This window comes from Acidovorax sp. NPDC077693 (genome assembly GCF_044542805.1).
Classification (GTDB): Bacteria; Pseudomonadota; Gammaproteobacteria; order Burkholderiales; family Burkholderiaceae_C; genus Acidovorax.
Window position 1 is genome coordinate 228686 of the sequence record NZ_JBITVD010000007.1, and the last position, 13470, is coordinate 242155.

The 13470-nt window shown below is 66.6% G+C and carries 11 protein-coding genes and 1 tRNA gene; 11 read left to right on the plus strand and 1 reads right to left on the minus strand.

What is annotated here, in order from left to right; all coding sequences use genetic code 11:
- The first annotated feature begins 48 nt into the window (after positions 1 to 48).
- From pheS to ACIGHN_RS12020, 6 genes are all read left to right on the plus strand, one after another.
- Complete coding sequence (pheS, locus tag ACIGHN_RS11995) at positions 49 to 1101, plus strand: phenylalanine--tRNA ligase subunit alpha (protein WP_056413726.1); 1053 nt, start codon at positions 49 to 51, stop codon at positions 1099 to 1101.
- Positions 1102 to 1179: 78 nt separating this feature from the next.
- Positions 1180 to 3627 (plus strand): phenylalanine--tRNA ligase subunit beta, encoded by a 2448-nt coding sequence (pheT, locus tag ACIGHN_RS12000; RefSeq protein WP_396504534.1) that lies wholly within the window; start codon positions 1180 to 1182, stop codon positions 3625 to 3627.
- 34 nt (positions 3628 to 3661) lie between these two features.
- Entirely contained in the window at positions 3662 to 3991 is a 330-nt protein-coding gene (locus ACIGHN_RS12005) for an integration host factor subunit alpha (protein ID WP_056413865.1), read from the plus strand.
- A gap of 102 nt (positions 3992 to 4093) precedes the next feature.
- Positions 4094 to 4528, plus strand: coding sequence for a MerR family transcriptional regulator (locus ACIGHN_RS12010; protein WP_056171931.1), 435 nt, complete (start codon positions 4094 to 4096; stop codon positions 4526 to 4528).
- 30 nt (positions 4529 to 4558) lie between these two features.
- Positions 4559 to 4635, plus strand: a tRNA-Pro gene (locus ACIGHN_RS12015).
- 183 nt (positions 4636 to 4818) lie between these two features.
- Positions 4819 to 5124 carry a single-stranded DNA-binding protein gene (locus ACIGHN_RS12020; RefSeq protein WP_056413605.1) on the plus strand — a complete coding sequence of 102 codons (306 nt, stop codon included), beginning with the start codon at positions 4819 to 4821 and terminating at the stop codon, positions 5122 to 5124.
- Between the two features lie 51 nt (positions 5125 to 5175).
- Here ACIGHN_RS12020 and ACIGHN_RS12025 read toward each other — a convergent pair whose 3' ends face one another.
- Complete coding sequence (locus ACIGHN_RS12025; protein ID WP_056413602.1) at positions 5176 to 5376, minus strand: hypothetical protein; 201 nt, start codon at positions 5374 to 5376, stop codon at positions 5176 to 5178.
- Positions 5377 to 6023: 647 nt separating this feature from the next.
- On the opposite strand from ACIGHN_RS12025, the gene nirB reads away from it, so the two are divergent.
- The 5 genes from nirB (at position 6024) to ACIGHN_RS12050 (ending at position 13434) form a co-directional block, all read left to right on the plus strand.
- Positions 6024 to 8567 (plus strand): nitrite reductase large subunit NirB, encoded by a 2544-nt coding sequence (gene nirB, locus ACIGHN_RS12030; RefSeq protein WP_056413599.1) that lies wholly within the window; start codon positions 6024 to 6026, stop codon positions 8565 to 8567.
- Positions 8568 to 8644: 77 nt separating this feature from the next.
- Positions 8645 to 9001 carry a nitrite reductase small subunit NirD gene (gene nirD, locus ACIGHN_RS12035; RefSeq protein ID WP_056413597.1) on the plus strand — a complete coding sequence of 119 codons (357 nt, stop codon included), beginning with the start codon at positions 8645 to 8647 and terminating at the stop codon, positions 8999 to 9001.
- A gap of 71 nt (positions 9002 to 9072) precedes the next feature.
- Entirely contained in the window at positions 9073 to 10392 is a 1320-nt protein-coding gene (locus ACIGHN_RS12040; RefSeq protein ID WP_396504535.1) for a nitrate- and nitrite sensing domain-containing protein, read from the plus strand.
- A gap of 412 nt (positions 10393 to 10804) precedes the next feature.
- Positions 10805 to 11617, plus strand: a complete 813-nt coding sequence (locus ACIGHN_RS12045) for a formate/nitrite transporter family protein (RefSeq protein ID WP_396504536.1) — start codon at positions 10805 to 10807, stop codon at positions 11615 to 11617.
- A 71-nt stretch (positions 11618 to 11688) separates the two neighbouring features.
- A complete protein-coding gene (locus tag ACIGHN_RS12050) occupies positions 11689 to 13434 on the plus strand; it encodes a protein kinase (protein ID WP_396504537.1) in 1746 nt (581 codons plus the stop codon).
- Positions 13435 to 13470: the final 36 nt, after the last annotated feature.

A 13470-nucleotide genomic window follows, 5' to 3' on the forward strand; every position in this document is an offset into this window, starting at 1 on the left:
GCTAGGGCTTGAAAGAGCGCTAGCCCTTGTTCATTTTCAAGAGTCGATATGAACGAGTTGGATTCCCTGGTCGAAAGCGCGACGCAACTGTTTGCCCAAAGCGCCACCCCTGCTGATCTGGAAAACGCCAAGGCGCAGTTTCTGGGCAAGTCGGGCCGCGTGACCGAGCTCATGAAGGGCATGGCGCAGCTGTCCGTCGAGGAAAAGAAATCCCGCGGCGCCGCCATCAACGTTGCCAAGCAGGCCATCGAAGCCGCTCTCACGGCACGGCGCCAGGCGCTGGCCGATGCCGAGCTGCAGGTGCAGCTCAAGGCCGAAGCGCTGGACGTGAGCCTGCCGGGCCGCCAGCGCGGACAGGGCGGGCTGCACCCGGTGTCGCTCACGCTCGAGCGCATCGAGGGCATCTTCGGCTCCATGGGGTTCGACGTGGCCCAGGGCCCCGAGATCGAGACCGACTGGTTCAACTTCACCGCACTGAACACGCCGGAAGACCACCCTGCGCGCTCCATGCACGACACCTTCTACGTGGAGGGCGGCACTGACACCGCCCCCAACCTGCTGCGCACCCACACCAGCCCCATGCAGATCCGCCACGCGGTGCAGCATGTGAAGAAGCACCGTGCACTGCTGGATGCCGGCCAGGCCATGCCCGAGATCCGCGTGATCGCGCCCGGCCGCACCTACCGCGTGGACAGCGACGCCACGCACTCGCCCATGTTCCACCAGTGCGAAGGCCTGTGGATCGGCGAGAACGTGAGCTTCAAGGACCTGAAGGTCATCTTCACGGCGTTCTGCCGCACCTTCTTCGAAAGCGACGACCTGGTGTTGCGCTTTCGCCCGAGCTTCTTCCCCTTCACCGAACCCAGCGCCGAGATCGACATCCAGTTCCAGACCGGCCCGCTGGCCGGCCGCTGGCTGGAAGTGGCTGGCTCCGGCCAGGTGCACCCGAACGTGGTGCGCAACATGGGCCTCGATCCGGAAAAGTACATCGGCTTTGCCTTCGGCATGGGCCCCGACCGCCTGACCATGCTGCGCTACGGCGTGAACGACCTGCGCTTGTTCTTTGACGGCGACATCCGCTTCCTGTCGCAGTTCCAGTAAAGCCCGCCGATTGAGTGACGCACGCGCGCATGAATGCCCGGCGGCAGCGCGCCGATCCTTTAGAACAAGAGTCCGACTATGCAATTTCCTGAATCCTGGTTGCGCGAATTCTGCAACCCACCCCTCACGACGGCCGAGCTGGCCGAGACGCTGACCATGGCCGGCCTGGAGGTGGAAGAGCTGCGCCCCGTGGCGCCTCCCTTCACCAAGATCGTGGTGGGCGAGATCAAAGAAGCCGTGCAGCACCCCGACGCCGACCGCCTGCGCGTCTGCCAGGTGGATGTGGGGCAGGGCGCCTTGCTCAACATCGTGTGCGGTGCGCCCAATGCGCGCGTGGGCATCAAGGTGCCTTGCGCGCTGGTGGGCGCCGAACTGCCGCCTGGCGACGATGGCAAGCCGTTCCTCATCAAGGTCGGCAAGCTGCGCGGCGTGGAGAGCCAGGGCATGCTGTGCTCGGCCCGCGAACTCAAGCTGTCCGAGGACCATGGCGGTCTGCTCGAGCTCGATGCCGCAGCGCCCGTGGGCCAGGACATCCGCACCCATCTGAACCTGGACGACACGCTGTTCACGCTCAAGCTCACGCCCAACCTTGCGCACTGCCTCAGCGTGTACGGCATTGCGCGCGAAGTGTCGGCCCTTACTGGCGTGCCGCTGCAGCAGCCTTCGTTCCCTGCCGTGGCTGCAAAGCTGTCCGACAAGCTCGCCGTCAAGGTGAGCGCGCCCGACCTGTGCGGCCGCTTCTCCGGCCGCATCGTGCGCAATGTGAACACGCGCGCCGCCACGCCCCAGTGGATGCTGGACCGCCTGGCGCGCTGCGGCCAGCGCGGCGTGTCGCCGCTGGTGGACATCTCCAACTACGTGATGTTCGAACTGGGCCGGCCGTCGCACATTTTCGACCTGGACAAGATCCACGGCGGCCTGGACGTGCGCTGGGGCAAGCCGGGCGAGCAGCTCAAGCTGCTCAACGGCAACACCATCACCGTGGACGACAAGGTCGGCGTGATCGCTGACGAGCAGCAGGTCGAGTCGCTCGCCGGCATCATGGGCGGCGACGCCACCGCCGTGTCCGACGACACGAAGCACATCTACATCGAGGCCGCCTTCTGGTGGCCCAAGGCCGTGGCCGGGCGCTCGCGCCGCTTCAACTTCTCCACCGATGCCGGCCACCGGTTCGAGCGCGGCGTGGACCCGAGCCTCACGGTCGAGCACATCGAGCGCATCACCCAGCTGGTCATCGACATCTGCGGCACCCCGGACACCGCCTGCGGCCCCATGGACGACCAGTCCGTGAACCTGCCGGTGCCCCAGCCCGTCACGCTGCGCGTGGCGCGCGCTTCCAAGGTCATCGGCATGCCCCTGACCCAGGCGCAGTGCGCCGACGTTCTGGCCCGCCTGGGCCTGCCGGTGGTGCAGGGCGAAGGCACGCTCACCGTCACGCCGCCCGCGTACCGCTTCGACATCACCATCGAAGAAGACCTGATCGAAGAAGTGGCGCGCATGGTGGGCTACAACAACCTGCCCACCACGCCGCCCCTGGCGCCCATCACGCCCAAGCTGCCGGCCGAGGCCACGCGCAGCCCGTTTGCCGTGCGCCGCTCGCTGGCCGGGCTGGGTTATCAGGAGACCATCAACTTCAGCTTTGTCGAAGAGCGTTGGGAGCATGAGCTGGCCGCGAACGCGCAGCCCATCAAGCTGCTCAACCCCATCGCCAGCCAGATGAGCGTGATGCGCTCGACGCTGCTGGGTTCGCTGCTGCAGGTGCTGAAGTTCAACCTGGACCGCAAGGCCCAGCGCGTGCGCGTGTTCGAACTGGGCCGCGTGTTCCTGCGCGACGCCACGGTGCGCAACACCGACACCACCGTCGAAGGCTTCAACCAGCCCATGCGCGTGTCCGGCCTGGCCTACGGCCCGAACGACGCGCTGCAGTGGGGCCGCAAGGAACAGGCCATCGACTTCTTCGATGTGAAGGGCGACGTGGAGGCCTTGCTGGCCCCGCTGCAGGCCAGCTTCGAGCCCGCCACGCACCCTGCCATGCACCCCGGCCGCTGCGCCCGCGTGCTGGTGGACGGCCGCGCCATCGGCTTCGTGGGCGAGCTGCACCCGCAGTGGCGCCAGTCCTGGGACCTGCCGCTGGCCCCGGTGATGTTCGAGCTCGAACTCGACGCCGTGCTGCAGCGCGTGGTGCCGCAGTTCAAGGCCGTGGCCAAGCACCAGGCCGTGGAGCGCGATCTGGCCGTGGTGGTGGCCGAGCGAGTCACGCACGGCGACATCATGTCGGCGGTGCAGCAGGCCGTGCCTGGCGGCATGTTGCGCTCGGCCGTTCTGTTCGACGTGTACCGTCCCAAGCCCGTGCGTGCGGGTGAAGAGGCGCCCACCGGTGGTCTTGCCCAAGGTGAAAAGAGCCTGGCCGTGCGCCTGACCCTGGCGCGGGACGAGGCCACGCTGACCGAAGCGGAGATCGAGACGGCTGTGCAGGCTGTGGTTGCCCAGCTGGTGCAGCGCACGGGTGCGCGCCTGCGTGTTTGATGACAACGAAATTGCCCAAGAGGGGAGTGATGCCATGATCGAATTTGCCGTCGAAAGCCTGGAGACACCGGCACTGACCAAGGCGCAGCTGGCCGATCTGCTGTTCGATCAGATCGGCCTGAACAAGCGCGAGTCCAAGGACATGATCGATGCGTTCTTCGATCTGATCGCGCAAAGTCTGGTCGAGGGCAAGGACGTCAAGCTCTCGGGCTTTGGCAACTTTCAGATCCGCACCAAGGCACCGCGCCCCGGCCGCAACCCGCGCACCGGGGAGGCGATCCCGATCAAGGCGCGCCGCGTGGTGACGTTTCACGCCAGCAGCAAGCTCAAGGAGCAAATTCAGACCGCGGCCGTGGCGTCCTGAGTGAATTTGTGCCGTCTTTGTGACCGGAATGTGGCTGGTCACTGGCGGTCTTTGCGTCTGTGCAGTACGCTACGCGGCTCCCTGGTCTGAAACGCTTTCTCGATGGGCACACCTCTTCCTTCCATACCCGCCAAACGCTACTTCACCATCGGTGAGGTGGCGGAGCTGTGCGGCGTAAAACCCCACGTGCTGCGGTACTGGGAGCAGGAGTTCACGCAGTTGCGGCCCATGAAGCGGCGCGGCAACCGCCGCTACTACCAGCACCACGAAGTGCTCATGATCCGCCGCATCCGGGACCTGCTGTACGACCAGGGCTTCACCATCAGTGGCGCCCGCAATCGTCTGCAAGAACTCGCGCATCCGGCCCGCGATGAGGCCGGTGCAGAAGGCGATGCCGCGGACGGCGGCACCGAGCTGCCCAGCATGCTGATCGATAGCGCGCAGAGCTTATCCATCGATGCGGTGGGCTATTCGCTGGACTCGAACGCGGTGCGCAAAGAATTATTTGAGATTCGTGCGCTACTTTCTCTGACCTAGAGTTTTTTCTGCATATAATCTAAGTCTTGTCGGCGTGTAGCGCAGCCTGGTAGCGCACTTGCATGGGGTGCAAGGGGTCGCGAGTTCGAATCCCGCCACGCCGACCATTGATAGCAAAAGCCCAGAACCGAAAGGTTCTGGGCTTTTTTGCTGGCGCCGCCCAATGCGGGCTCGTCATCTCTGCGGTGCTTCGGCTGCGGCGCCACCCAGGGCCCGCTTCAGGTGCCCCACAAACCAACTGCCCCCGCTGTCACGTGCCCCCCGGTGCGTCCCCGGGGCCAAGGATTCGCATGATCGATGGATTGGTGTCAGGGCGCCTGTACGGCGATGCCGAGCAGCGGACCGACAAGACCGGCAAGCTCTTCACCGTGGCCAAGGTGCGTGCCAGCACTTCCGATGGCGAGACGCTGTTCGTGAACGTGATTGCGTTCGACAGCGATGTGCGTGCGTCGCTGCACCACCTGCGCGATGGCGATGCGCTGGCCCTTGCCGGCAGCCTGGTGCCCAAGGTCTGGACCGACAAGCAGGGCATCACGCGGCCCGCGCTGGACATGGTGGCGCACCGGGTGCTCACGGTGGCCGACAACGGGCATTGATGGGCTCTGCCGCGCCGGCTGGCGCCGAGGTTGCGCGTGCGGCGGCCCGGATCAGCCGGGTTTTGGGGAGCCCGGCCCGCCTTGCTGGAACCCCAGGGCACGAAGTTCTTCGTCGCTCAGGTGCAGCTCGGTCAGTTCGGGTTGCCGCGCCTCGATCGTGCGCCGCCGTTCGTAGTGGGTGGGAGGGCCTTGTTCCTCCTGCCGGCGGTCGGTGCCGCTGCGCCTGTCGCTGGTGGATCTGCGTTCTGTCATGGTGGTGTCTCTATGGCTGCGGTGAGAGAAGGTCTCCCCGAGGGCGATGGCTTCCCGCGGAAGTTTGCATCCGGATCGCGGGTTTGAACATCAAAAAATGGCCGCGCACGACCGGCCGGACCCGAAGCGACAGCAGGGTTCGGGCAAAGTGATCAGGCATCGGCATTCCACGCCGCGTGTCGGCGGCGTTGCGTACGCCCAGCCCCTCGCCTGAGCCCGCGTGCCGGGGGCCGTGGTCCCTGGGCCCTGTGCCTGCCTGGCACGGCCGCTGCAGACGCCCTCCCGCCCTATGTTGGGGCTGCCTTGCACCGCATTGATGCGCCATGCCACGGCACGTGCAGGCAGCGTGGCGCGCCATCGCTCAAAAGGCCCTGCGCGCCGGTTTCTCCGCGCCATCACACCCCGGCATGGATATTGCAGTTGGGTCAGTGCCCGCCGGTGAAGCTGCCTGCGGGCCGACGACACCCCTCCGCTAATGATGGCGGAACCCAGGCGGGCCTAGGCCTCGTTGCCTTTCGCCTGGTTGTTCCAAACCACACCCGTGCTACCGCGGAGGGTGAGGGTGCGGCGCCGACCCACGGTCCGGCACGCATGCCCATCCTGCTTCGAGCTCTCCAGGTCAGCCGGGTCATTGCAGGACCACGATCATGAAAATTGTTCTCATCGGCCACGGAATGGTGGGCCACAAGTTCCTCGAAAGCCTGGCGGAAACCGGCATGACCGGCGTGGAAGTCACCGTGCTGTGCGAGGAGCCCCGCGCTGCCTACGACCGGGTGCATCTATCCGCCTTCTTCAGCGGCACCTCGGCCGAACAACTCTCCCTGGTGGAGCCGGGCTTCTTCGAGCGCACGGGCTTCACCCTGCGGCTGGCCGCACGGGCCGCGTCGGTAGACCGCCGCATCCGCACCGTGACCACGGCCGATGGCGAAGTGCTCACCTACGACAAGCTGGTGCTGGCCACCGGCTCCAACCCCTTCGTGCCGCAGGTGGCCGGGCGCGACCGTGAGCACTGTTTCGTCTACCGCACCATCGAAGACCTGGAGGCCATGCAGGCCTCGGGCGCCAAGTCCAAGACCGGTGTGGTCGTGGGCGGCGGCCTGCTGGGCCTCGAATGCGCGAAGGCGCTGAGCGACATGGGCCTGGAAACCCACGTGGTCGAGTTCGCTCCGCGCCTCATGGCCGTGCAGGTGGACGAGGGCGGCGGCCGCGTGCTGCGCGCCAAGATCGAGGAGCTGGGCGTGCAGGTGCACACCGGCCGCAACACGCAGGAGATCACCGACGGCGCCCGCGCACGCCACCGCATGGTGTTTGCCGACGGCACCTACCTGGAGACCGACATGATCGTGTTCTCCGCCGGCATCCGCCCGCGCGACGAACTGGCTCGCCAGAGCCTGCTGGCCATCGGCCCGCGCGGTGGCGTGGCCATCGACAGCGCCTGCCGCACCAGCGACCATGACGTCTATGCCATCGGCGAATGCGCCTCGTGGAACGAACAGACCTTTGGCCTCGTGGCCCCGGGCTACGACATGGCCCGCGTGGCGGCCCGCCACATTGCGGGCGATGCCGACGCCGCGTTTGTCGGCGCCGACATGAGCACCAAGCTCAAGCTCATGGGCGTGGACGTGGCCAGCATCGGCGACGCACATGGAAAGACTCCGCACAGCCGCACCTGCCAGTATGTGGACGAGCGCCGCCAGGTCTACAAGAAGATCGTCATCAGCGAAGACGGCAAGCAGCTGCTGGGCGCCGTGCTGATCGGCGACGCGACCGAATACGGCACGCTGCTGCAGATGGCCCTGAACGGCATCGCGCTGCCCGAAGACCCCGAGTTCCTGATCTTCCCGTCCAGCGACGGCAAGGCCAAGCCCGGCCTGGGCGTGGATGCCTTGCCCGACACGGCGCAGATCTGCTCCTGCAACAACGTCACCAAGGGCGGCATCTGCGAGGCCGTGGGCAATGGCGTCTGCACCATCGCCGAGATGAAGGCCTGCACCAAGGCCGGCGCCACCTGCGGCGGCTGCGTGCCCCTGGTCACCCAGGTCATGAAGGCCGAGATGGCGCGCCGCGGCATGGCCGTCAACAACCACATCTGCGAGCATTTCGCGTATTCGCGCCAGGAGATCTACCACCTGGTGCGCGTGGGCCAGATCAAGAGCTTCGACGACCTGCTGGCCAAGCACGGCAAGGGCCTGGGCTGCGACATCTGCAAGCCGGTGGCGGCCAGCGTCTTCGCATCGTGCTGGAACGAGTTCGTGCTCAAGAAGGAGCTGGCGGGCCTGCAGGACAGCAACGACTACTACCTGGGCAACATCCAGAAGGACGGCACCTATTCGGTGGTGCCGCGCATGCCCGGCGGCGAGGTCACGCCCGACGGCCTGATCGCCGTGGGCCAGGTGGCCAAGAAGTACGGCCTGTACACCAAGGTCACGGGCGGTGCCCGGGTGGACATGTTCGGCGCACGCCTGGAGCAGTTGCCCTTGATCTGGGAAGAGCTGATCACCGCCGGCTTCGAATCCGGCCATGCCTACGGCAAGTCGCTGCGCACGGTCAAGAGCTGCGTGGGCTCGACCTGGTGCCGCTATGGCGTGGGTGACAGCGTCGGCCTGGCCGTGGAGCTGGAGAACCGCTACAAGGGCCTGCGCGCCCCGCACAAGATCAAGTTCGGCGTCTCGGGCTGCACGCGCGAATGCGCCGAGGCGCAGGGCAAGGACATCGGCATCATCGCCACCGAAAAGGGCTGGAACCTGTACATCTGCGGCAACGGCGGCATGAAGCCGCGCCACGCCGAGCTGTTCGCGTCCGACCTGAACAAGGACGAGCTGGTGCGCATGATCGACCGGGTGCTGATGTTCTATGTGCGCACGGCCGACCGGCTGCAGCGCACCAGCACCTGGCGCGAGAACCTCGAAGGCGGCCTCGACTACCTCAAGGACGTGCTGCAAAAGGACAGCCTGGGCCTGTGCGCTGAGCTGGAAGCGCAGATGCAGAGCGTGGTCGACACCTACCAGTGCGAATGGAAGACCGCCGTGACCGACCCCGAAACGCGCAAGCGCTTCCGCTCGTTCGTGAACAGCGACAAGGGCGACGAGAACGTGCTGTTCGTACAGGAGCGCGGCCAGATCCGGCCTGCCACCGCCGATGAACGCGTGCGCGGTGCAGCCAAGGTCATCCCCATCGCCCAGGCCGCCTGAGCGTGGAGCGCTCAGCCGTCCATCTGGCCGGCTGTGCCTCCACCGCATGCGCAACCCACTTTTGAAAGCATCACGCCATGAGCGCACTTCCCCAAAGCACTGAAGACACCCTCGCCTGGACCGACATCTGCGCGGTCGACGACATCCTGCCCAGCACCGGCGTGTGCGCACTGGTGGCCGACCGGCATGTGGCGGTGTTTCGCCTCGGCGCCGACCGCTTCTTCGCCATCGACAACGTGGACCCGAAGTCCGGCGCCAGCGTGCTGTCGCGCGGGCTGATCGGTAACATCGGTGACCGCGTGGTGGTGGCGTCGCCGATGTACAAAAACCATTTCGATCTGCTCACCGGTGAATGCATCGAAACGCCGGAGCAGTCGGTACGGGCTCACAATGTGCGGGTGGATGGCGGCCGGGTCAGCGTGGCCGTCGCCTGACTCTCCACGACCCAACGACTGCGCACCGCAACGCGCAGTCGTCCTTGAACCAACGAACCCAGGAAACCTGCATGCTTGACCCGGTGGCGACCTTGTCCGTCTCGAACCTTGTCCTGCGGTCCAAGCAACTGGAGATCGATGCGGTGCGGCACCTGGCCCGCCGCGCAGAGCTGGTGGATGTGATCGGGCAACTGATCCAGGGCCTGCAGCGAGAGCGCGGTGCATCCGGCGTGTACCTGGCATCCCGCGGGCAGCGCTTTGCCGACGTGCGCCGCAAGATGGTGGACGAGGTGGTGCTGCTCGACACGCGGCTGCGCGAGGTGTTTGCCGAACATGTCGAGCCTGCCCAGGGTGCCACGGCCAAGGCGCTGTCACTGATGGCGTGGGCCCTGTTGGGCATGGAGTCGTTGCCCGCGCTGCGCACCCAGGTCGAGCGGCAGGCGATGTCGGCCCATGACTCCGTGGCCGCCTATAGCCACCTGATCGCAGGATTGATCGAGCTGGTGTTCCACGTGGCCGACGCGGCGGGCCTGCCCAGCGTGTCGCGCCTGCTGGTAGGCCTGCTGCACCTGGTGCAGGCACAGGAAGAGGCGGGGCAGGAGCGGGCCCTGGGCGCGCTGCTGTACGCATCGGGCACCGGCAGCGAGGCGCACCAGCAGCGCGTGCTGCACCTCATCGATGCGCAGGAGCGCAGCCTGCGTATCTTTGCCGAGTTTGCCGACCCCGCACTGCGCATCCGGTGGGAACAGCAGCAGCTGTCGCCCAGCGTGGCGCAGCTGGAGCGGCTGCGCCGCACGCTGTGCGTGGCCCGGCCGGGCGCGGTGCTCGACAGCGACCTGAGCGACGTCTGGTTCGATGTGTGCTCCGAGCGCATCGACGCGCTGTGGCATCTGCAGGTCGATCTGGTCAAGCAGCTGCGCGATGACTGCGCAGCCCGCATCCAGGAGGCGCAGCAGGACCTGCAGGATTCCAAGGGCCTGCTGCGCGGCCTGCGCGACAACCCGCCGCAGCGCACCCACGCGGTGGACCGATTCTTCGACATGGCACTGGCGCCCACCGCCGTGCCCGAGCAGCCCGGCAGTGCCTACGGCAACGAGGCCGCGTCGCTGCTGGACCTGCTGCAGGCCCAGTCGGCGCGCATGTCCACCATGGAGGCGGAGCTCGATGCCGCCCGCCGCACGCTGAACGAGCGCAAGGTCATCGAACGTGCCAAGGGCGTCTTGATGGCCCGGCTGGGCATGAACGAGGAAGTGGCCTTCCGGGTGCTGCAAAAGACCTCGATGGACCAGAACCGCCGCCTGCTCGATGTGGCCGAGGCCACGCTGTCGCTGCCGGATCTGGCGGTGGCGCTGCAGCAGGGCCTGCGCGCCCCAAAGACGCCCCCCGAGTGATCCAACTTGGTGCCGGGCTGCACAGAAGCGAGGCGCGTGGACTGCTGCGGCTTCCAAAGCAATCTCGGAACGCGCGTTGCACGCCTTGGCGACGGCCCCGTTGACGGTACAGAACTTGCTCATACACAGCACAGTGCCGGGCTGACGAAGGCCCGCGCTGCCCGCCCTGCAGGCCACGATGTGGTCAGAGGGTTGCGGAAATCGCGCATCCAAGGATAACGGCGTCCCTGTGTGTCACCCGGTCAGACGGGTTGCATGCTGGACGCCGTTTTCCTTTGTTGCGCCCCCTCGTGCCGAGGGCTTGACGGGGCAGTCACTCACTCACTCACTCACTCAGTCGGTCTGTCACTCACTCACTCACTCACTCAGTCGGTCTGTCAGTCAGTCAGTCACCGCACCCCAAGGAAACTCCATGGCCTATCTCGCCCCTTCCGAATTCGTGACCAAGATGGTCGATTCCGGCGAATCCAAGCTGCTCATGTCCACCCGCGATACGCTGATCCGCTCCTTCATGGCCGGTGCCATGCTGGCGCTGGGCGCCGCCTTCGCCGTCACCGTCACGGTCAATACCGGCAACGCACTGCTGGGCGCCATGCTGTTCCCGGGCTGCTTCATCCTGCTGTACCTGCTGGGCTATGACCTGCTGACGGGCGTGTTCACCCTGGCACCGCTGGCCGTGCTCGACAAGCGCCCGGGCGCCACCTGGGGCGGCGTGTTCCGCAACTGGGCCCTGGTGTTCTGCGGCAACTTCGGCGTGGCCTTCATGGTGGCCGTGTTCATGGCCATCATCTTCACCTTCGGCTTCAGCGAGGCGCCCAACGCGGTCGGCGTGAAAATCGGCCACATCGGCGAAGGCCGCACGGTGGGCTATTCCGCGCACGGCGCCGCCGGCATGCTGACCCTGTTCATCCGCGGGGTGATGTGCAACTGGATGGTATCCACCGGCGTGGTGGCCGCGATGATGTCCACCTCGGTGTCGGGCAAGGCCATCGGCATGTGGATCCCCATCGCGCTGTTCTTCTACATGGGCTTCGAGCACAGCATCGTCAACATGTTCCTGTTCCCCTCGGGCCTGCTGCTGGGCGGCAACTTCACCGTCATGGACTACCTGGTCTGGAATGAAATCCCCACCGTGATCGGCAACCTGGTGGGTGGCCTGACCTTCGTGGGCGCCATGCTGTACTCCACCCACTACAAGACCGCGCCCAAGCGCAAGGTGGCCTGAAAGGCGCTGAACGAAATGCAGACACTGCAGGGCCGGAGCGGTTCGGCCTTGCCTGCGATGACACCTGTGCCATGAGCGCAAAGAACCACACCCTGCACGTCACGCTGGGCCAGCATTCGCGGGCGGGGCAGGGCGGCGTCAACCAGGACTTCCACGGCGCCGTGCTGCCGGCCGAGCCGCTGCGCAGCACCAAAGGCATTGCCGTGGCGCTGGCCGACGGCATCGGCTCCAGCGCCGTCAGCCAGGAGGCCAGTGCCGCTGCGGTGCGCAGCTTTCTGGACGACTACTACGCCACCTCCGACGCCTGGTCGGTGCGCCGGTCCGCGCAGCGTGTGCTGGGTGCCACCAATGCCTGGCTGCATGCCCAAACCATGCGCAGCCATGCGCGGTTCGACAAGGACCGGGGCTATGTCTGCACCATCAGCGCGCTCATCCTCAAAGGCCGCGACATCCACCTGCTGCATGTGGGCGACTCGCGCATCTACCGGGTGCACGCGCAGTCGCTGGAGCCGCTGACGCAGGACCATCGCGTGCACCTGTCCTCCGTGGAGTCCTTCCTGGGCCGCGCGCTGGGCACGGGCCCCAACGTCGAGATCGACTACACCAGCCTGCCGGCGGACGTGGGCGCGATCTACCTTCTGGCCACCGATGGCGCATACCTGCACATCGACGCCGCGGCAGTGCACGAGGCACTGGCGCTGTATCCCGACGACTGGGACCGCGCCGCGCAGGCGCTGGTGGACACCGCGCAGGCACGCGGTGCCGACGACGACATGACGGTGCAACTGCTGCGGGTCGATGCGCTGCCCGAGGTGCCGCTGCGCGACCTGCAGACCCTGCGGGCCGACCTGGCCACCGCACCGCTGCTCGTGCCCAACGCACTGTTCGAAGGCTATCGCATCGTCCGCGAACTGCACGCCAGTGCCCGCAGCCATGTCTACCTGGCGGTCGATGGGGAGACGGGCCAGCAGGTGGTGATCAAGACGCCCTCCACCGACATGGCCAGCGATGCGCAGTACCTCGACCGTTTCCTGCTGGAAGAATGGGTGGCCCGGCGCATTCAGAGCCCGCACGTGCTGCGGCCCCATGTGCACGAGCGCCCCAGAAGGCACATGTACGTCGCCATGGAGTTCGTGGAGGGGCATACCCTGGCCCAGTGGATGATCGACCACCCCCATCCGGACCTCGACACCGTGCGCGGCCTCATCGCCCAGGTCGGCAAGGGGCTGCACGCCTTTCACGTCAAGGAGATGCTGCACCAGGACCTGCGCCCGGACAACGTGATGATCGACCGCCAGGGCACTCTGCGCATCATCGACTTTGGATCGACGCATGTGGCGGGGCTGCAAGAGGGGCGGCAGGACCAGCGCGCGGACTTCATCGCCGGCACCCTGCAGTACACCGCGCCCGAATATTTCGTAGGGCACGAGGGCAGTGCGCAGTCCGACCTGTTCTCGCTGGCCGTGCTGGCCTACCAGATGCTGACCGCACAGCTGCCCTACGGCCTGCACGCCGCGCGCGTCCGGTCGGCGGCGGACATCAAGGCACTGCGCTATGTGCCGGTGCGCCATTTCAGGCCCGACCTTCCGGCGTGGCTGGACGGCGTGCTGCAAAAGGCCTTGAGCGCAGACCCGGCCCGCCGGCAGGAGGCGGTGTCGGAGTTTCTCTTCGACTTGCACTCGCCGGGTCGGCCCTTCCATGATCGCCCGTCGGTGCCGCTGGTGCAGCGCAACCCGGTGGCCTTCTGGCAGGCCGTCAGCCTGTTGCTGGTCCTGGTGGTGGTGGCCCTGATCGCCGCGCGCGTGTTCGGCTGGTAGGCACTGCACTCCGCATGCCGCCATGGCAGTCAAGGA

What these genes read in the sequence shown, in the direction of transcription:
- pheS (WP_056413726.1), top strand. Translation starts at nt 49, where the DNA reads ATGAACGAGTTGGATTCCCTGGTCGAAAGCGCGACGCAACTGTTTGCC.
- ACIGHN_RS12020 (WP_056413605.1), top strand. Translation starts at nt 4,819, where the DNA reads ATGATCGATGGATTGGTGTCAGGGCGCCTGTACGGCGATGCCGAGCAG.
- ACIGHN_RS12025 (WP_056413602.1), bottom strand. Translation starts at nt 5,376, where the DNA reads ATGACAGAACGCAGATCCACCAGCGACAGGCGCAGCGGCACCGACCGC.
- ACIGHN_RS12010 (WP_056171931.1), top strand. Translation starts at nt 4,094, where the DNA reads ATGGGCACACCTCTTCCTTCCATACCCGCCAAACGCTACTTCACCATC.
- nirD (WP_056413597.1), top strand. Translation starts at nt 8,645, where the DNA reads ATGAGCGCACTTCCCCAAAGCACTGAAGACACCCTCGCCTGGACCGAC.
- ACIGHN_RS12005 (WP_056413865.1), top strand. Translation starts at nt 3,662, where the DNA reads ATGATCGAATTTGCCGTCGAAAGCCTGGAGACACCGGCACTGACCAAG.
- nirB (WP_056413599.1), top strand. Translation starts at nt 6,024, where the DNA reads ATGAAAATTGTTCTCATCGGCCACGGAATGGTGGGCCACAAGTTCCTC.
- ACIGHN_RS12040 (WP_396504535.1), top strand. Translation starts at nt 9,073, where the DNA reads ATGCTTGACCCGGTGGCGACCTTGTCCGTCTCGAACCTTGTCCTGCGG.
- ACIGHN_RS12045 (WP_396504536.1), top strand. Translation starts at nt 10,805, where the DNA reads ATGGCCTATCTCGCCCCTTCCGAATTCGTGACCAAGATGGTCGATTCC.
- pheT (WP_396504534.1), top strand. Translation starts at nt 1,180, where the DNA reads ATGCAATTTCCTGAATCCTGGTTGCGCGAATTCTGCAACCCACCCCTC.
- ACIGHN_RS12050 (WP_396504537.1), top strand. Translation starts at nt 11,689, where the DNA reads ATGAGCGCAAAGAACCACACCCTGCACGTCACGCTGGGCCAGCATTCG.